Genomic DNA, 18284 nt, shown 5'->3' on the forward strand with positions numbered 1-18284 from the left:
CTCTTTGTTTTTACGCAATTCCTGGCGGAAAACCGCCCACACTTTTCCTGGAATTGCTATATAAGCCGCGCTCAGGCAAATCCCGGAAAATAATCCACCTTTATCTTCGAGCGGTGTACGCCCATCGCCAGCAGCTTGCCACGCAGTGCCTTGACCATGGCTTGTGGGCCGGAAATGTAGAACATCCGCTCCAGGTAATCCGGGATGGCGAGCCGCACGAGACGCGCGTCGATGTAGCCAGGATACTGGCCGCGTTCGGCGCCATTGGCAACGGCGAGGACAGTCTTCACGCCAAGTTCTCTTTTTGCCCTGTCGAGGACGTCGCGATAGGCAATATCTTGTTGGGTCTCGACCCCGTAAAGGACGGTGATCGGCCGCTTTTCGTGGATATCGACCAGATATTGCAGCATCGAGCGAAACGGGGTGATGCCAATGCCGCCAGCCAGGAAAGCGATCTTGGTCTCGGGATCGGCCGGCAGGGTGAACTCGCCAGCGAGCTGTGAGGCATGAATAGTGCTGCCCGGCTTCATAGCGCCCAGCGTCTGCTTGAAGGCACTCGATCTCGGATAGAATTTGACGCCAAGCCGTACAGATTGCTCCGTGGGGGCCGATGCGACCGTGAAATAGCGACGGTTGCCGCGATTGTCCGATCGGTCGAGACCAAGTGTCCATTCAAGATACTGGCCTGCCTCGAAGGCGACCTTCCTCGGTGAGCTGAAGACAAAGTCGTAGCTATCGACGGCCGATTGTTCGATGCGTTCCAGCGTTAGCACCAGGCGCCCCTTCGGGCTCACGACGTATGCAAAGAGATTGCCCACCAGAAGCGCCAGTTCAGGCGTGAAGTAGAACGACCCGACATGGATGTTGGGCGCAAAAAGGAAACCGACGATCGCGGCGAATGCGATGCGCGACAGGCGCATCGTCGGCGCCGTCAGCGGCTCGGTCAGCATCACGAAGGCGAAAAAGAACAGCGGCGACGAGCCTAGTGTTTCAATCAGTGCTGTTGAATATTGCGACGGCTCGGTTGTCGACAGGGTTACTGCCAGCGCAACGATGATGAAGGTGGCGACGAGATCAAGCCGGCGCAGCTTGCGCACGATGAGCAGGCCGCCAGCAAGCACGACAGGAAGCAATGGCAAATTGCCTCCGACCCACCAGGTGGCCGGATGGTCGAGCAGCAAGGCACTCAGCGCCACGCCCAATGCCGCCGGATTGAACAGGTGCTTCCTGCCAATGGCGAGGATGAACTTGGAGGACATCGCCCAGACGCAGGCGCACACCACGGCGCCGATGCCCTTGAGGTCCGAGATCGCCACCGGGTCGAGAATAAGCGCCAGGATGAGGGCGGTGATGTAGACGGACTCGCTGTTGGCCGGGACCTGAAACACAACGGCGAAGGCCTTGTTCGTGATCCAGCAGGCAACCAGCATCAAGCCCGTGGTGAAGGCGAGCGCCACCGGATCATGCGGCGCGAGCTTGAAGAAGCCGAGCACAAGGGCCGTGCCGAGCAATGCGATCAGATAGTAGAGGACCAGCCGGTACATGGTTTGGTGGTCGAGAAATCGGTCGAGGGTACTGATCATGGCTGGCAAAAGGCTCCGAAACCGCTTGTCGGCGTGGCGCGCCCGTTGCTGCCGACAACGTAGCCCTCCAGGCCTGGTGTCTGCTCGAGAAAGACAATGCCATCCCGGCCCATGGCAAAGGCGGCGGTGGCGAAGCGGTCGGCTTCGAGCACATCCGACCCGATGACGGTCAGACTGACGATGTCGATGATCGGATCGTCGGACCCAAGTGGATTGTAAATGTGTTGCCCGCGCACATAGGTGCCGGAGGTGGCGACGCCATGCCCGCGCGGATAGACGATCTTGATGATCTCGTCGGCATTGAAAGGGTTGCGGATGCCGACCTTCCAGTCGGTGCCCGACGAATTCCTGCCACAGGACTGGATGTCGCCGCCTGCCTCGATGAAGAAGTCGCCGACGCCTGACCGCCTCACGATCCCGGCGGCATTGCGGATTGCCCAACCCTTGACGATGCCGGACGGGTCCAGCGAACCGTCGGGCTTGCGGATGTCGAAATATCCATCCGTTTCGTTCTTTGTCTGTGCGGCGAGTGCCATCACTTCCATCATCTCCGCGCTCCAGTCGCGGACAGGAAGATCGCCACGGTTGATGGCCGAGATCTCGCTGTCGGCCCTGTAAGTGCTGAAGCGTCGGTCGATGTGTTCGAAGTAATCGAAGACCGTGTCGACAAGTGCCCCACCGGAGGCGCCGCCGATGTCAACGGTGATGGGCATGCCCATCAAGATCCTTGTGTCTTGCATGAAACTAGGACGATGCCTGCTTCAATGCGCCAGCGAGCGATTGCCGGAAGGCCCTGCTGGTCAATGTCGCGCCCGAGATGATGTCGACATTGGCATTCTGCGCGGCAATCGCTTCGTCACGCAGCATTGGCAGCGCCTGCCGATTGATTCTGACCGAGGTGCTGCGGTCATTCGGGTATCTCAGCACTTTCAGGGACGTGAGACGGCCGCCCTGGATGGAGGCCTGAATCTGGACGAGACCGTAATAGGCATCCGTGACTGGACCAACATAGGTGCCATCGGCAAAAGCGTGCCCGGCGGCCTTCGAATTCAAGGACGGCTTCATGCCGACCTTGATGACGCGGGCCGGGGTTTCCGGATAATCCGGCCTCGGCTGGGGAATTGGGATGTAGACCGCAGGGGTTACAGCAAACGATGCCGACTGAGGCGCGGCGTCTGCGATGAACTCAGTCGGGAGCCGGTTCGCCGGTGGAGGAGGCGCCAGCGAGGCCCGCGGCTGGCCCAACGCAAGGGGCGACTTTTCGGTTGCCGTCGCCTTTGCAGCTTGCTCCCCAGAGGCGGGTGCGGAGATCGCGGATGTGGTTTCATTGCCCAGCGTGGCCGGTGGCGTCTCTGGCGCCTCGATCCGCACGCTCTGATGGTCAGTCGTCGGCGCCAGCAGGGGATGTGGTGCGACGGCGGTGGCCGGAGCAAGCGTCATACCGGCCGGCTCCTGCACACTCTTCTGAGCGGCGGAAGGATCCGCTGTATCCAAGATGTCGAGGGTGGGGGCCGTGGCCGCCTGATCCCAGACATACGCGCCCGACGACGCGAGCACGAAAAATGACAAGGCAATTTTTTTCATCGAGATCTGAAGTCCGCGTTGAAGACCGCGAGCATGAAGGCGCCGCAGGCCGTTTCAAACGCAATATCTCATGACGAAGCTGACAACTGGCTGTCATTCCGTGGGCTTCCTTGATTCTGGAACCTGGTGTGCGGAATTGGCAATGGGATAGGCTACTGCTTTCCTGACTTGGGGGCCGTCTGAAATTCTGCTGCAGGAGATTGAGATTGGATCCGCATTACTGGCGCATCCGATGCGGCTGGTGCTGGTCTGTTCTATATAGGACTATCGGCCAGCTCGCCGGCGGTAAGAGCAAGGTCGAGGTCAAGGCTAGGGATATCAGGGAGCTGTTCAGGAAGCTGGCTGAACGGTATCCGGCTTCGAGCCGTGGATCGAGAACGGGATTGCTGTGGCGATCGACGGGGTGATTTATCGGGATACCTGACCCACATCCCGATACCGCCGCCGCGGATTGACGCGGCGATCGAGGCGCAATGGGGAGGCTGCAACTCGCGAATGATTGAGGTCACGAATCGGGAGGCGACTCCGTCGCCCTCCCTCGCTGAGCTGGGCAAGGCCTCGGGGCTTGAGGTTGGTTGCGCATTTTCAGGCTGCGTCGATACGCGTTATCGATGTTTGATTGCTCATCATTGCCGGTTGGTCGTGCCGGAATGGCAACTGAAACCACGATTTCTGCGACCGCGCCGAAACTCGGCCTACAATTTCGAACCCTGCGATGCGATCGCAGGCTTTGCAGCTTCGAACGGCATGGCATTCCACGGTCATACGCTGTTCTGGCACGAGGACCCAATTCCCTGGGCGCAAGGCAAAAGCTTTGAGCGTGTGAAGCGCGACTATGGAGGCTTCATAAGTGATGTCATGAACCATTATCCACAGGCCGCGTCCTGGGATGTGTTCAACGAGATCGTCGGAGAAGCCGAGCCATTGCGAGACGAATTCCTGATCCGGAACTTCGGACTGCAGTTCGTCGACTACTGCTTGCACCTCGCCAGGGAGAATGCGCCCTCGGCGCGTCTCGTCATCAACGACTATAATCTGGAATGCGGCACCGACTGGTCACTGGCCAAGCAAGATCACATGCTGCGGCTGCTTGATGGACTGCGGGCGATGGGCAGCCCGCTCGATTCTATCGGGATCCAGGGCCATCTCTCGTCGGTGCATAAGGCCTCCCCCAAGTCCACGATCCGCTTCATCGACCGGCTGGCCGATCTCGGCTTCGACGTCTTCATTTCAGAGCTCGACGTGAACGATTCAACCATGCCTGCCAACATTGCGGTTCGCGATCGTGAAGTTGCTGCCTATTATGAGGAATTCCTGACGGCCGTTTTGGACCGGCGATCGGTCAAGCGGATCGTGTTCTGGGGCATCTCGGACTTCGACAATTGGATCGTCCGCCGCCAGACTCGCGAAAAGCGACGGTCAGGAAAGGCGCGTCCTGCCCTTTTTGACGATCAGCTTCAGCCGAAACCGGCCTTCGACGCGGTGGTGCGGACACTGGAAAGTGCCCCGCCGCGCTGAATGCATTTCACGCTTTGACCACCCGGTCGCAGACAATGCCATTGCGCTGCATTGCATTGCGCGTGTCGATGATGAGCCGGGAATGGTTGGCCAGCAGACCGTAATCGATGTCGTCATGGTCGGTCACGATGACGATGGCATCGTAGGCGCCGATCGAATCGCGGCTGAGCTTTATGCAGTCCTTGCCCGCAAGCGTGGGGTGCTTGCGCGTCTTGGGAATGCGCGCCACGTGCGGATCGTGATAAGCGATGTCGGCAGCTCGCGTTTCCAGCAATTCGATGAGCTTCAGGGCGGGGCTTTCGCGGACGTCGGAAACGTTCTTCTTATAGGCGACGCCGACTATGAGAATTGAAGCCTGACTAAGCGGCAGGCCCAATTGTGTGTCGAGCGCTTCAGACAGTTTCGACATGACATAATGCGGCATCGAAACGTTGATCTCGCCGGCAAGCTCGATGAATTTCGTCGACACCTCGAACTCGCGTGATTTCCACGTGAGATAGAACGGGTCGATCGGAATGCAGTGGCCGCCAAGTCCGGGACCCGGATAAAAAGGCATATAGCCGAAGGGTTTGGTCTTGGCTGCCTCGATCACTTCCCAGATATCGATGCCCATGGCGGCGTAAATGACCTTGAGCTCGTTGACCAGCGCGATGTTCACCGCGCGGAAAATGTTCTCGGTGAGCTTGACCACCTCCGCGACCTTGATGCTCGAAACAGGGACAACCTTATCCACGATCGACCCATAGAACCGTGCGACAAGCCTGGCCGCGACCGCGCCATCGCCTGCCACGACCTTGGGGATTGTCGCGGTGTCGAAGCCGGCGCTGCCGGGATCTTCGCGCTCGGGTGAGTAACCAAGGAAAAAGTCGCGCCCGGAGCGCAAGCCGCCGGCTTCCAGGATGGGTTTCATCACCTCGTCGGTGGTGCCGGGATAGGTCGTTGATTCCAGCACAATCAACTGGTCCCTGCGCAGATAGGCAGCGATGGCGCGCGTTGTATTCTCGACAAAGGAAAGGTCGGGCTCGCGTTGCTTGGTAAGCGGCGTCGGAACGCATATTGAAATGACATCACACTCGGCAAAACGGGCGAAGTCAGATGTCGGCATGAAAGATCCCGCCGACACGATCGCCTGAAGCGCTTCGTCGCTGACCGCATCGATGTAGGATCGACCAGTCTTCAATTTCTCGACCTTGCTGCGGTCCACATCGAATCCGATCACCCTGAAGCCGGCATGCGCCGTGGCGGCGACCAGCGGCAGGCCGACATAGCCAAGGCCGACGACCCCGATTGTGGCCGATCGATTTTCCAGCCTTGAAAGAAGCAACGCGCCGCGCGTCTGGTCCGTGTGAACGTTCACTATGCGCCTCCCGCGATGCAGACGAGGCCATTCTCGCTGCAAACACAACAACTTGAGAGCAGCAGAATCGCCTCTCCCACGCTGAGACATCCGCAAATTTTGTGCCAGTTCGGATTTGCCCGGCAAATTCCGCACTGAACCGCAGGGAAGGTGCGAAATACCGGATTCCGGCTGCTATGGCCGGATAGAGATGTCAAGCAAAGGAAATGTGCCAAAATCATACAGCTTTGTTGCGCTATGGCTCATATAACAAATGACATACGAAAAAAATCAATGATTACAACGCAGTAATTAACCACCCCCGTTAGCCATATCGTTAACGAACAGTTGCTTTGGCTGTGGAAAAGCTATTTTCAATCGGTGAAGCGCACTGAGGGGGTGCGGCTTTCCTCGTACTCAATGCAGGATTGTCGCTTTATGTTTACACACTCTAGGAAGCTCAGATACCTGATTGCAGGGGGGGCCGGGTTCGTTGGAACGAACCTTGCACGCCGGCTGCTTGAAACTGGTGCCATGGTGGATTGCGTCGACAATCTGTCGACGGGTCGCAAGGCCAATGTCGCGGATCTCGCTCGATATCCGAATTTCAACTTCATCAAACTCGACATCGCGGATACGGCATCTTGCAACCGCTTGCTGCGCCGACGCTACAGCCACATCTACAACCTTGCCTGCCCGACCGGCGTTCCCAACATTGCGTTGCTCGGTGAGGAAATGCTCATGGTGTCGTCGGTCGGTACGCTGAACCTGCTCAAGGTCGCACGTCGTTCAAAGGCCAGCTACCTCTTCGCCAGCACCGCGGAAGTATATGGCGACCCCGAAGTCTTTCCCCAGCCGGAGAGCTATGTCGGCAAGGTCGACCCGGTCGGCCCGCGCAGCCCCTATGAGGAGGGTAAGCGCTTCGGCGAAGCGCTTACCCGTTTCTGGGGCCGCAAGCACAATGTCGATGTTCGCATCGTGCGCATTTTCAACACCTACGGCCCGGCCATGTCCCCTGACGATCAGCGTGTCATCCCCCAGATGTTGTCGCGGCTGATTGCCGGCAAGCCGGTGCCGATCTATGGCGATGGTGCTCAGACCCGCACCTTCCTCCATGTCGACGATCTGGTCGATGGCCTGATGACCGTCATGGAAAACGGCGCGAATGCCGAGGTCTACAACATCGGCGGCGACACGCAGATCAGCATCTGCGAATTGTTTGATCTGGCGAAGATGGCAACCGGCCTTGCAGGCAGGGCCGAGTTCGCCAACCACTTCATTGCCGATCATCGGGGCCGCTGCCCCGACACGACCAAGGTTAGGGAGTTGGGGTGGCGTCCATGCGTGTCGCTGGTAGACGGCATTCGCCAAAGCCATAGAGATCTGGTGGCATCGATCCAGGCGCGTGCAATGGCCGCTAGCGGCAGACCAGCCAAGCGGCTTGCAGAACCACATCATGCCTCAAAAAGCCGCGCCGCTGAAGGGTTCCCGGCTCTGACATGAACGAGATCGCCGTGGTCAACGTCGTCATGGTCGTGCTCAGCGCATCACTTGGCGTCAACATCCTGTTCTGGTGCGCCGTGGGCATCATCAGGTTTGTGAGCGAAATCGGATCACGAGAAGCGTCGGGTGGACCGTCCGCTATACGCCTGGCTGATGTTGCGGTGGTCATCCCTGCGCATAACGAGGCCGTCGCCTTGCCGAAATGCATCGCGGCATTGAAAGAGATCATTCCAGCCAGGCAAATCTATGTTGCCAGCGATGGATCGCGAGACGCCACGGTCGCCATTGCCCGGGCGGCGGGCTGCAGGGCGCTCGATATCCAGCCCAATGGCGGCAAGGCGAAAGCCATCGATCGCGCGATACGGCATTACCGCCTTTGCGATCGATACAAGGCCGTGCTTATCCAGGACGCGGATTCGGAGATAGACCGGCATTATTTCCGGCACGCGCTGCCATTGTTCGACGACCCATCGGTTGCCGCGGTTGCGGGCCACGTCCTGTCACGCTGGCGCAAACAACGCTGGCTGAATCCCGATATGATTTTTGCTGCGTACCGGACGCGGCTCTACAGGATTCTGCAGACGGCCTTCCAATATGGGCAGTCCTGGAAATGGGCGAATGTGAGCTACATCGCGCCCGGCTTTGCCAGCATTTACCGCACCAGCGCCTTGCGCCTTATCGACATCACCGCGCCCGGCCTGGTCATCGAAGATTTCAACATGACCTTCGAGGTCCAGCGCAAGCAACTGGGCCGGGTCGCGTACTCACCCAAGGCGCGGTGCTCGTCCGAAGATCCATTCAATCTCAACGATTATCGCAAGCAGGTTCAGCGCTGGTACCTTGGGTTCTGGCAAACGGTGCGACGCCACGGCGTCTGGCCGGGCCGGTTCTGGCTATCGCTGGGCGGGTTGCTGACAGAGTTGATGCTCATCTCGCTGTTTGCGCTGGCGCTGCCGTTCGCTGCCATCCTTTACCTCGCAACCGGTATCCAGACACCAGCCATATCGCTTGGCGAACTGGCAGTGCATCCGGTCTCTCCGCTTGGGCTGCTGGTTTTGTTTCTCGCTGTCGACTACGCGCTTACGTTCATCGTCGCCATCATCGAGTGCCGCCCAAGCCTGCTGGTCTATGGGCTGGCATTTCCATTCATCCGGCTTCTCGACGCCGCTCTTTTCTTGCGTGCGCTCGTGAAATCGTTCTCGGCAAAATCCGACGGTCGCTGGATCAGTCCTGAAAGATATGCGGCTGTCGTTGCTGACGGGAGGCAAATATGAACATTACCCGGCGCACCGCGCTTCTCGGTGGCCTGGCGATGCCCCTGGTCGTGCTTGCGAGCAAAGGCATTTCCGATGCGTCCGCCGCTGCCAAATTGCCTAACCCCTTGGTGCTGGTCATCAGTGGCGTCGACAACAGCGCAACATCGGCAAGGCTCACCGCGCTGACAGATCCATTCGTCAGTCGTAAACTGCCGTTTCTGGTCTCGATTGCACCGATCGATGGCGTCGGCAAGAAACTGGACTATGGTTCAGATCTCGCTGTCTGGCTGCGCAAAACACTTTTGCAAAACCCCGAAGACATCGAATTCGGCGCTCATACCAACACAATTGCGTCGCCAGACCCGTATTTCCAGGCCAGACAGGCCAGCGAGATCCAAGCGGCGTTCAGCTACATCGCCAACGAATACCAGAGATACAAGTCGACTGCCGTCATCATGGCACTGACGCTGACGACAAATTCGCCGCTCGCTTCGCACCAGGACGCATCGGCGATGCGAAGCGCCGGTGTCAGGTCGATTCTTCGACTGCGGGGCGGCGTTGAAGACGATATCCGCCTGCAACCCGATGAAGGTGGCTACTGGAGCACGGACACCAGCCTGGTGAACGTCTTTGCTTCGCCGCTCACCGCGGTCAAACCGAAGTCGGCCGGCGCCAGACCGATGGATGCCGTCGAGCTTGCCTCCAACATTTCGGGCCTCGCTGCCGCCGACAATCCGATCCTTGTCGATATCCCCTACGCGGCCCTCGCAGCCCTTGGTGACAGCGAACTGGCCAGCTATGCGGCCATCGTCGCCCAAGCTTTGCAAGGCGTCATCTCGACCGGCAAGGTTCGAGGGATTTTGCCCAAGAAGCTCTATGCGCAGAGCAAGCAGACCAATCGCCTGATCGTCGTTCGCGTCGACGACCTCAGGATCGACAGCGACACCGATCCGAACCACATGGCTTTCATCTATGGATTGATCGAAGCCGGTTATCCCGTCACCGACGCCATCATCCCGGCGACCCACAGCGGCCTCCTGTCCGACGACGACAAGGTCAAGGCTTTTCTACGCGCGATGTTGGCAGAGAAGCACTACGACATCGCCACGCATGGCTGGAATCATACCCCGCAGGAACTGCTCGGCAACTCGCCGCAAAAGGACTTTGAATTGCTCAGGTCGGGCATAAGCGAGGTCTATCGGTCGACCGGAAAATTCCCGACTTCCTACATCCCGCCCAACGATGCCTTCGACGACAACACGCTGGATGCGCTGGTAGCGACAGGCACGCCCGTATTCAGCGCGGAGAAAGGCAACATGCGGTGGTTCACCGGCATCGACAGGCGCGGTATATTGCATGTTTCGAATACGATGAAATTCGAGAAGGACTGGTCTGGCGACATTCCCTATTTCACCAAGCAGCAGGTGCTGGACTATTTCGGAACCGAGAATGATGCGGTGTTCTGCATTCATCCCGACACGGCCAAAACGCCCGAAAAGCGCGCGCTGGTGCTCGACATGCTCGCCCATCTCTCAAGTCAGCGTGGCACCAAGCTCGTCAACTTTGCAGAATACTACCGGTCGGTCGCCCCACCGCTGCCGAAGGCTGACCTGATCCAAAGTGCCCGGGCCGATGTTTCCGTGCGCGATTGGAAATCGCCCGCGCGATATCCGCTGGATGACGGCAAGCTCAAGGCGGATGCGGAATTGGCCTGGACCTATTTCGATTGGGGCGCGAAAAACTTCAACGGCATGGTTCCGGGCACCTCCTGGATGGAATACGGCAAGCAGGCAGGCTACCCGTTCACGACGATGTGGGATGTGGGTACGCACATTCTGGCGACCTTGTCGGCACAGCGTCTCGGCATCATTGAGCAGCCGGAATTCGAAACGACCATCAGCCGCATCATAAGTTTCCTTGGCCAGACGAGCTTCCGCTATGCTGGCGCGCTGTTGCCGCACGCCCAGCGAGCCCTAAGGGAGCAAGGCGACGAGCGTGACGGGTTCGACAGCGCTGACACGGGGCGTCTGCTGGTGGCGCTCAAAATACTGGATAACGCGACCTCGGGCGCCTTCCCGATTTTCGACCTGGTGTCCAAATGGTCTTTCAAGCCAGTCCTGAAAGACGGCGAAATGCATGTTGTGAGCGAGAAAGGCCTGATCTCGTCAGCGCATACCACCAGCTACGCCGGCTATGCCGGCCGTGGCTACAGCCTGTGGGGCGAACAGATCAAGCCGGTCTTTGCCACTGTTGATCCGGAAAAAAGCATGGACGATGCGATCCCCGCGCTGGCCGAAATCCAGCGTCGCGGGCGCATCGCAACCGAACCCCATGTCACGGAAGAAATCGAATTGGGCGGTTCGCCGCATGGGCGCCTCGTGGCCGACATTCTCTTTGCCGCCCAGCTCAAACGCTACCGTGAAACCGGCATTCCCACATGCGTCTCGGAATGCGCCATGGCCGGCCCACCATATTTCACCTACCAGGGGTATCAACTGACCGACGAAGGCGGCGATTTCGCTGTCGACACACTCAAAACGTCAGCACCGGAGAAGGCAGCCAAGTTGGCCAGCTCACTGCGCCTGGTCAGCGCCAAGGGCGCCTATCTATGGCTTGCCTCTCGCCCCGGCGATTACTCGAATATGCTCGTAGACCTTGTCAGGGACAAAGCCATGATGCCTGGCATGGGTTTCTCCTCAGGCGTTTCGGAAAAGACAGGCAAGCAGATCGCGGTCACCGACGTGAACACCAACGGTGTTATCCTGGAGTCCGTCGCCTATATTCTCGGAGGCCGAAAGCCACTGATGGATTCCGGAGAGGCGTGAGACGGGATTCTTGCCCGACAACATGACCTCGATGTCGCCGCCGCGGAAGTGACCTTCCGGGGCGCGCTCGGCCAGCTCGCCGGTGGCAAGAGCAAGGTCGAAGCCAGGGACATCAGGGAGCTGTTCAGGAAACTGGCTGAACAGTATCCCGGCTTCGAGCCGTGGATCGAGAAGGGGATCGCGGTGGCGATCGACGGGGTGATCTATCGCGATACCTGGGGGAAGAAGCTGCCGGAAGGGGCGGAGATTTTTTTGCTGCGGTTGGCTGGGGGGTGAGGGAGCGCGCTGCGCGCCGCCTCGCGTCGCATCAAGGTATTGAACGTTTTGCCGTTCGTAGACCGTCTGCTTTCGGAAACAAGGTTAGGGATTTGGATATGCCTTGGGTCGCCAAAATCGAAAACGCTAGGATTTATTCTTCTGGGCGGCAACACTTATTAGCTAAAAAATCTGGCAGGATCATAGAACAAGTCTTGTTACGATTGCTTGGGCCGTGCATAGTTCTCACGGGGTAGGATTGGCGGTAAGCCAGCCGAGGGAACACATGTACGAAAAGTTCAAGTATGAGCGGGTCGCATTGTCGCTGATTCGCTTGGACGATCGCAATCCACGCATTGTTAGCCAGGAGAAGCTGGGCTCGGAAGACGCTATATTAAATTACCTGTTTGAACACGAGGATCTCGCATCATTTTTGAAGGTCATCGCTATCGAGGGGCGCAATCCTGGAGCTGAACGGCCTTATGTCGTAAAGGAAGGCAAGGGTTATGTCGTAATCGAAGGCAACACCCGGGTCGCGACTTACAAACTCTTAACGGGCCAACTGATAGCACCAGCTCAGTTCGCGGCTTCAGTACCCTTGGTCCCCCAGTCCGTCCGGGACGAGCTAGTCAGCGTTGATGTGACCATCGCTCCCAATCGTGATGCCCTTATGACTATCATGGCGCGAGCACATTTTGGTCGTGGCGACAAAACGCGATGGGGTTATCTTGGCAGCCGCAAGGCGGTTTATGACGATTGGGATGGCGGAAAGAGCATAAGTCAGTTGTCGAGCGTATTTGGTCGACCGCAAGGTATCATCCGGGACCTTTTGCTCGAGTATATGCTTTACCTCGAATCCCTGAAGCTGGACTGGACACTCGGTGAAAAGGATGTGCTCCTAAAGCCGTCAATCGAGTTCAACCCTCCGGTTCGCTTTCTTCAATCAACCGGCCACAAACAAATGATTGGAATCGAACTCGACAAGGTGAACCTAGAGATCAAGTTCACGGCGACCGATGGCAAGGCCAAACTGAAGCATCTGGTTAAGCGGACGGTGATCGATGATAACGGTCCGAGTGCCATTGCCTCTTATGGCGAGGTCTTTGCAGGCTATAGCGCCCCCGGTAGCCAAGCCGGCGGACAAGCAGGCGCCGGGACCGATAAAAGCAGTAGTGGAGCCGGCGGAGCGGGAGCGGCCGGTACCGGGGCATCCGGCGACCAAGGCAACGCTTCAGGCGGGACTAACGCAAGCAATACAGATACGAATGAGGCTGGTAGTGGCCTAAAGACCAATGCGCTATTTGCCTATCCTGTGAAACGCCATGATCTCACGCTGGCCCAATTGATGAAAGAGGCGAAGGGGCTTAATACGAAGAACTACCCAGCTGCTGGTTCGGCGCTGTTACGGAGCATAATCGAGGTCCTTTTGAAGCTTATCATCGAGGAGAAAGCCCTCAATCAGCAAGGCAAACTTCTAGATCTGGAAGGTGCCCTGAATGTGGTGATCGGCAACGGTAAGCTGAGTCAGGATGACGTAAAGGTGCTTCAGGAATTCAAGAAAACTCATCTATCTTATATGAATCTAAGCACCCATGCGACCGTTGTGCCAAATTTTAATAAATTGATGATGGCGCGCGATACTATTGACGCGTTCATCAAGCGTAATATCTGATGCTTGCGTCACCGCTCCGATATCCAGGAGGAAAGGCTAAGCTTTTCAATTTATTTGCGAATCTACTTCAACACAATAGGATTGTAGATTGTCACTATTGTGAACCATATGCCGGCGGTGCTGGCTTGGCACTCAAGTTGCTATCGACCGGCCTGGTTGAACGCATTTCTCTGAACGATGTGGATGATTCCATCTGGGCATTCTGGGTCAGTGCACTTACATATAATCGAGAGATGTGCCGCCTAACCGAGACGGCAACATTGACCATCGATGAATGGCATCGCCAACGTGAGATATGGCGCACTAAGGATACGAGCGATCCTCTCGCCCTGGGGTTTGCCACCTTCTACCTTAATCGAACAAATCGATCGGGCATTATTGAAGGGGCTGGTCCTGTTGGCGGATATGCTCAAGCGGGCATTTGGCGGTTGGACGCGCGATTCGACCGCGACAAACAATCGGCCTCGATTCGCGCTTTAGCGCCATTTCAATCTCGGATCGCTGTGAGCCGGCTCGATGCGCTTGACTTCCTGGCAACTTCGCTCACTGATCCTGCCGCACTCACGTACCTTGACCCTCCCTACTATGTTAAGGGCAGCAAACTCTATCGTAATGCTTATGTGCATAACGATCATGTGGCGGTGAAGAATGCTGTCGATAATTATAGGGAAAGTCGGTGGATTGTTTCGTATGATGCGGTGACGCCTATTCTCGATATCTATTCGGGGTTCGAGCCGATTTTTTATTCGTTGCACTACAGTGCCGGATCGGTAGGGGTCGGCAAGGAAGTGATTTATCTGAGTGACTCCCTTTCGATGCCCGTGGTCGCAGGTTTTACCCGTCGCGCGGCCTGAACCGCTTCATCAGATGCTGCTACAGTTTAGTTATTGGTCGAACGGGCAAGCGACCTGAGCGGCGGGCGGTAGGGCGTGGGAGTGTTAAATGAGCCGCGCTGAGAAGATAGACATTGCGGTGGCGCTGGTGTTCACAGTGACCGTCGTCGGGGTCAGTTAGGCATCTAATATAAGGGGCGAGCTGATGGAAGCCCTCATAGGCGTAGTGTTCATCGTCGCCATCACCCGTGTTGTGTCTGGTACATTCTGAACAAGCAACTGTAACCGTCCAAGCATTGCAGCCCGTAGGACAGACTGATACTTCATTGTCTGGGGGATTTCATATGAGTGGCTGGGTCATTTTTTTGTTGGCAATAACGGCCTTTGTCGCTCTCATGTGGGCAAATACTCGAGGCGCTCAACGATGGCCGGGCTTCGACTGGTTTGAAGGGATCATTGCTCCGAAGCTCGGTGATTCCGCCCACGGCTTCTACAAAGTCCTCGTCGTCTCGGTGCTTATCGTCGCCGGGGTTTTTATTTTCGGCTATGCCAAGGTGGACAAAGCGGAATCCTTAGCATGGTTCGGCGACTTCGTCGGCGGCGTCATCGGTCCCGTTCTCACCTTTCTGACGTTCGTTGGCCTGCTGGTCACCATCATCCTTCAGCAGAATGCAAACAGAGAAGCGAGAACTGAAGCGGCGAAGGCAGAGTTGGCGTTCGAGAAGCAGCTTTCATCGCAGAAACGCGAAAGCTTTGAATCGACGTTTTTCCAGATGCTCACCCTACACAATACCATCGTTAATTCGATGGATATCCGCCGCTTCAAAAGAAGCGACGGCACGACTCCAGGTACGATCACAGGCAGGGATTGTTTCAAGTTCTTTTGGGACGATCTGAAAAAAAACTACGACTTTTTGTACAGCCGCCCGCCAGAATTACGAATCTCAATGGCCTATGAGGCCTTCTGGGTCGAGTGGAAGCAGGATCTCGGGCATTATTTCCGTTACCTCTACAACGTTGTGCGGTTCATCGACGACAGCAATGTCGGGCATAATCGATACATGAAGTTGCTGCGCGCCCAGCTGTCAGATTACGAGTTGGCGATGTTGTTTTACAATTGCCTTACGATCAAGGGCGAGAAATTCAAGCATTACGTCGAGTCTTATTCGCTACTTGACAATCTGCCGACCGAGCTGCTGTTCGATCCCAGCCATGAGGCATTGTTCGCCGCGTCGGCCCGCTCGGACAAGCTTTCGAAGATGGCGGTGGGAGATACTGTGTCCAGCACCGCCACCATAGGCCCGGCAGTCAGGGACTGAAGATTGGCAAAGAGAACATTTTCGCCAGCGGAGCGATGGGCCGTTTATTCGGCTCACGGCGAGCGCTGCTATCTTTGCACACGCCCGATTGACCTGAAGTCAATGCAGGTGGATCACATCATTCCTGAGGACATGCTGTCGAAACCGGTAGAATTCGCCAAGCTTCGCGAGTTGTGCGGGCTGGCGTAGATACGAAGCACCTGGGCTGGCTCAGCTGTCCGCTTTGGGTGGCTCTGGGACTGGTTCCATCTAGCTGAGCGTCCGCCCCTAAGCCCCATCGTCGGCTCCGTATTCACCTCCAGCGCATCTTCCTCCTCGTCCTCCTCGCCCAGCACCTTGCCGTGCATGCCCAGCGGGCGGCCCATCGAGATCGGGTCGACCAGATGGTCGCGCTTGGGGTTGGTGGTGTTGGGTGGATGAGGATGCTTAAGCATCTCCTCCTCTACGGCGCGGAAATATCTGTTGCCAACGAAGTGAATGACTTGAATCAGCGAACCGTAAAATCCTAGTGTGAGGCATATAAGGGGCGAGAGGCAATGGCACGCGAGAAAATGAAAATCAGGAGCGGGAAGACTTTTGAACAACGGTTCTTAGACGAGTTGGCTCGACAATGTGCGGGGAACGACGTCGCAATTTTAAATAGGACACTGCGTGAACAGCTCGGATGGATGGACGAACGGTTTGATAAAGTACGGGCAGGTTTAATAAAAAAGGGAACCATAAAGGCGGCGCCCGGCCATGGTGGAAAAACTAAATTTTCCGACTTCCATTTTCAAAAGCCGACAAGAAATTCATTAAAGGCATTTGTCTCATATTGCCATTCTGATGAGGCGCTCAAAAACTCTTTCCTGCAGCATCTGAAGCCACTCGAGCGGCTTGGCCTGATCGATAGCTGGCATGATCGAATGATAAAGCCGGGCGAATCATTTGCTAACGTTATAACAAACGAACTTGACGGCGCTGATCTGATATTCCTGCTGGTTAGTATTGATTTCGTCAACTCGAAGTACTGCTATGAGATAGAACTGACAAAGGCAATCGAAAGAAACAACAAGGGCGAAGCAAAAGTGATTCCGATCATACTTCGAAACTGCCTTTGGACCCACTCGCCCTTCGGAGGATTGCTGGCTCTTCCCCAGGATGGGAAGGCCATTACGTCATGGCCCGATCGGGACGAAGCGTTCACTAGCATTGCGAAAGCTGTTCACGAACTGGCAACTGACCTACTGGCTGCGGCTTAGCGATGTCGCGCACCGCGATCTCGTTGCCGTTGCCTATCCGAGCGGCTTAACCTCAAAGTAAAAACGTCTGCCGCTTCCGCAACGTCGCCGTGATCGCGTCAATCCCCACCTCGATTTCGCGCCTGCCCGTCACCATCGCATCCCCCGTCACACCTTCCAGCATCGAGCGCAACAGCTCCGCCTGGCCGACCAGCACCGCATCCTTCTCCGCCAAGGCCACGAGCGTGCGTGCTTCTAGGCGTAGCGTTGGGCCATGCGGTCATTTTCCGGCTGGTGGCGGATCAGCCGGTCCCGACCTTAGCTACGCCCCAAACACCCCCGCCGCCTGCGCGCGCATATACGCCAGCCCGGCCACCGCGAGATCCCCCACAGCCATGCCCCGAAACACGAACGCCACGGCCTCGCCTGGGTCCTGCCGCCCCGCAAAATCGCCGCAGACCAGGCCCGTCAGGTCGCCGGCGACCAGCGTTGCGTTGACCATGGGTTTGGGCATCTGCTTTTCCTGCTCCAGATCGTCGATGACGATGCGATCGAAGCGGCGCATCGTTGCGGGCAGCCAGGGCAGTGCGAGGTCGGTGATGGCGGTGAAGCTGCCCGGTTTCAGCCAGTTGGCGTCGAGGAACGGTTCGGGTTCGGGCACCAGTGTCACGGTCGTCACCACGATGTCGGCGCCCTCGACGGCGGCTCGTGCAGTGTCGCAGGGGATGGCTTGGAGGCCACGCGACCGTGCCATCTCGCAAAGCGCGTCGCGATTGGTTTGGCCGCGCCCGAAGGCGCGGATTTCGCGCAAGGGAAAGAGGTCGGCGAAGGCTTCGAGGTGGCCGCGTGCTTGCACCCCGCAGCCGATGAAGGCGACGGAGGACGTGTCGCCCCGCGCCATGCGCCTGGCGGCGACGGCGCTCAAGCCCGCCGTGCGCTTGGCCGTCACCCAATTGCCGTCGATCAGGGCCAGCGGCAGGCCCGTCTCGGCGTCGAGCAGGGTGATCAGCGAATTGATTGTGGCCAGTCCGCGCTGGGCGTTGCGCGGGTTCACCACCAGCGACTTGGTGGCCAGCACGGATGGCACCGAGGCGACGCCGAGCGTCGCCATGAAGTAGCGGTCGTCGCCCGGCCACACGGCGGCCTTTGGCGCGCACCAGACTTCGCCCCGCCGCTGGCCGACGATCTGGCGTTCGATCTCGTCGACGATGTCAGGCGTGGAGATCGCCAGGCGATCGAGAACCGCCGACGACAGATAGGGCAGGGTCTCGACGGCAGGGGACTGGGTGTTCATCTTGTCACGTTCCCTAAGAGGCGGTCAGACTACACGATGTACGCCGGGCCGGAAGCCTGGGCGATGCCGGCGAGTGGATCGGCGAA

At 57.7% G+C, this 18284-nt stretch carries 16 protein-coding genes; 9 read left to right on the forward strand and 7 right to left on the reverse strand.

Annotation, left to right across the window (positions count from 1 at the left end; all coding sequences use genetic code 11):
- Nucleotides 1-71 precede the first annotated feature (71 nt).
- Genes A3A9_RS0116190 through A3A9_RS38915 form a run of 3 tightly spaced genes read right to left on the reverse strand, consistent with a single transcriptional unit; the run spans nucleotide 72 to nucleotide 3167 of the window.
- Nucleotides 72-1583: an RnfABCDGE type electron transport complex subunit D gene (locus tag A3A9_RS0116190; RefSeq protein WP_027059720.1), complete on the reverse strand. Its 1512-nt coding sequence runs from the start codon at nucleotides 1581-1583 to the stop codon at nucleotides 72-74.
- A complete protein-coding gene (locus A3A9_RS0116195) occupies nucleotides 1580-2296 on the reverse strand; it encodes an FAD:protein FMN transferase (RefSeq protein WP_245279051.1) in 717 nt (238 codons plus the stop codon). Before A3A9_RS0116195 ends, A3A9_RS0116190 begins: the two co-directional genes overlap by 4 nt.
- Before the next feature lie 31 nt (nucleotides 2297-2327).
- Nucleotides 2328-3167 (reverse strand): FMN-binding protein, encoded by an 840-nt coding sequence (locus tag A3A9_RS38915; RefSeq protein ID WP_033838607.1) that lies wholly within the window; start codon nucleotides 3165-3167, stop codon nucleotides 2328-2330.
- A 495-nt stretch (nucleotides 3168-3662) separates the two neighbouring features.
- Here A3A9_RS38915 and A3A9_RS0116205 point away from each other — a divergent pair, with 495 nt between their 5' ends.
- Nucleotides 3663-4685: an endo-1,4-beta-xylanase gene (locus tag A3A9_RS0116205; RefSeq protein WP_082222114.1), complete on the forward strand. Its 1023-nt coding sequence runs from the start codon at nucleotides 3663-3665 to the stop codon at nucleotides 4683-4685.
- A 7-nt stretch (nucleotides 4686-4692) separates the two neighbouring features.
- On the opposite strand, the gene A3A9_RS0116210 is transcribed toward A3A9_RS0116205, so the two are convergent.
- Complete coding sequence (locus tag A3A9_RS0116210) at nucleotides 4693-6042, reverse strand: nucleotide sugar dehydrogenase (RefSeq protein WP_245279052.1); 1350 nt, start codon at nucleotides 6040-6042, stop codon at nucleotides 4693-4695.
- A 327-nt stretch (nucleotides 6043-6369) separates the two neighbouring features.
- Here A3A9_RS0116210 and A3A9_RS38920 point away from each other — a divergent pair, with 327 nt between their 5' ends.
- The 7 genes from A3A9_RS38920 to A3A9_RS38930 all read left to right on the forward strand — a co-directional run bounded on the left by A3A9_RS38920 (nucleotide 6370) and on the right by A3A9_RS38930 (nucleotide 15684).
- Nucleotides 6370-7524, forward strand: a complete 1155-nt coding sequence (locus tag A3A9_RS38920) for an NAD-dependent epimerase/dehydratase family protein (RefSeq protein ID WP_152536111.1) — start codon at nucleotides 6370-6372, stop codon at nucleotides 7522-7524.
- Nucleotides 7521-8798, forward strand: a complete 1278-nt coding sequence (locus A3A9_RS38925) for a glycosyltransferase family 2 protein (RefSeq protein WP_051370963.1) — start codon at nucleotides 7521-7523, stop codon at nucleotides 8796-8798. The genes A3A9_RS38920 and A3A9_RS38925 overlap by 4 nt, the downstream gene beginning before the upstream one ends.
- Nucleotides 8795-11605, forward strand: coding sequence for a DUF3131 domain-containing protein (locus A3A9_RS0116225; RefSeq protein ID WP_027059724.1), 2811 nt, complete (start codon nucleotides 8795-8797; stop codon nucleotides 11603-11605). The genes A3A9_RS38925 and A3A9_RS0116225 overlap by 4 nt, the downstream gene beginning before the upstream one ends.
- A 48-nt stretch (nucleotides 11606-11653) precedes the next feature.
- On the forward strand, nucleotides 11654-11881 hold the full coding sequence (locus A3A9_RS0116230) for a MoaD/ThiS family protein (RefSeq protein ID WP_027059725.1): 228 nt from the start codon (nucleotides 11654-11656) through the stop codon (nucleotides 11879-11881).
- 265 nt (nucleotides 11882-12146) lie between these two features.
- Nucleotides 12147-13532 (forward strand): hypothetical protein, encoded by a 1386-nt coding sequence (locus tag A3A9_RS44820; protein ID WP_027059726.1) that lies wholly within the window; start codon nucleotides 12147-12149, stop codon nucleotides 13530-13532.
- Nucleotides 13532-14386, forward strand: a complete 855-nt coding sequence (locus tag A3A9_RS0116240) for a DNA adenine methylase (RefSeq protein ID WP_082222116.1) — start codon at nucleotides 13532-13534, stop codon at nucleotides 14384-14386. The genes A3A9_RS44820 and A3A9_RS0116240 overlap by 1 nt, the downstream gene beginning before the upstream one ends.
- Nucleotides 14387-14709: 323 nt before the next feature.
- On the forward strand, nucleotides 14710-15684 hold the full coding sequence (locus tag A3A9_RS38930) for a putative phage abortive infection protein (RefSeq protein WP_051370968.1): 975 nt from the start codon (nucleotides 14710-14712) through the stop codon (nucleotides 15682-15684).
- Nucleotides 15685-15797: 113 nt separating this feature from the next.
- On the opposite strand, the gene A3A9_RS45755 is transcribed toward A3A9_RS38930, so the two are convergent.
- A complete protein-coding gene (locus A3A9_RS45755; protein WP_027059728.1) occupies nucleotides 15798-16118 on the reverse strand; it encodes a hypothetical protein in 321 nt (106 codons plus the stop codon).
- A 102-nt stretch (nucleotides 16119-16220) separates the two neighbouring features.
- Between A3A9_RS45755 and A3A9_RS41785 the strand changes: the two genes are divergently transcribed.
- Nucleotides 16221-16925 (forward strand): toll/interleukin-1 receptor domain-containing protein, encoded by a 705-nt coding sequence (locus A3A9_RS41785; protein ID WP_051370970.1) that lies wholly within the window; start codon nucleotides 16221-16223, stop codon nucleotides 16923-16925.
- A 52-nt stretch (nucleotides 16926-16977) separates the two neighbouring features.
- On the opposite strand, the gene A3A9_RS44825 is transcribed toward A3A9_RS41785, so the two are convergent.
- Both A3A9_RS44825 and A3A9_RS0116265 read right to left on the reverse strand, forming a co-directional pair.
- Complete coding sequence (locus A3A9_RS44825; protein ID WP_161634503.1) at nucleotides 16978-17139, reverse strand: hypothetical protein; 162 nt, start codon at nucleotides 17137-17139, stop codon at nucleotides 16978-16980.
- Between the two features lie 87 nt (nucleotides 17140-17226).
- Nucleotides 17227-18198: an ornithine cyclodeaminase family protein gene (locus A3A9_RS0116265; protein WP_027059729.1), complete on the reverse strand. Its 972-nt coding sequence runs from the start codon at nucleotides 18196-18198 to the stop codon at nucleotides 17227-17229.
- Nucleotides 18199-18284 lie beyond the last annotated feature (86 nt).

Source organism: Mesorhizobium loti CJ3sym, assembly GCF_000472785.1.
Taxonomy (GTDB): domain Bacteria; phylum Pseudomonadota; class Alphaproteobacteria; order Rhizobiales; family Rhizobiaceae; genus Mesorhizobium; species Mesorhizobium loti_E.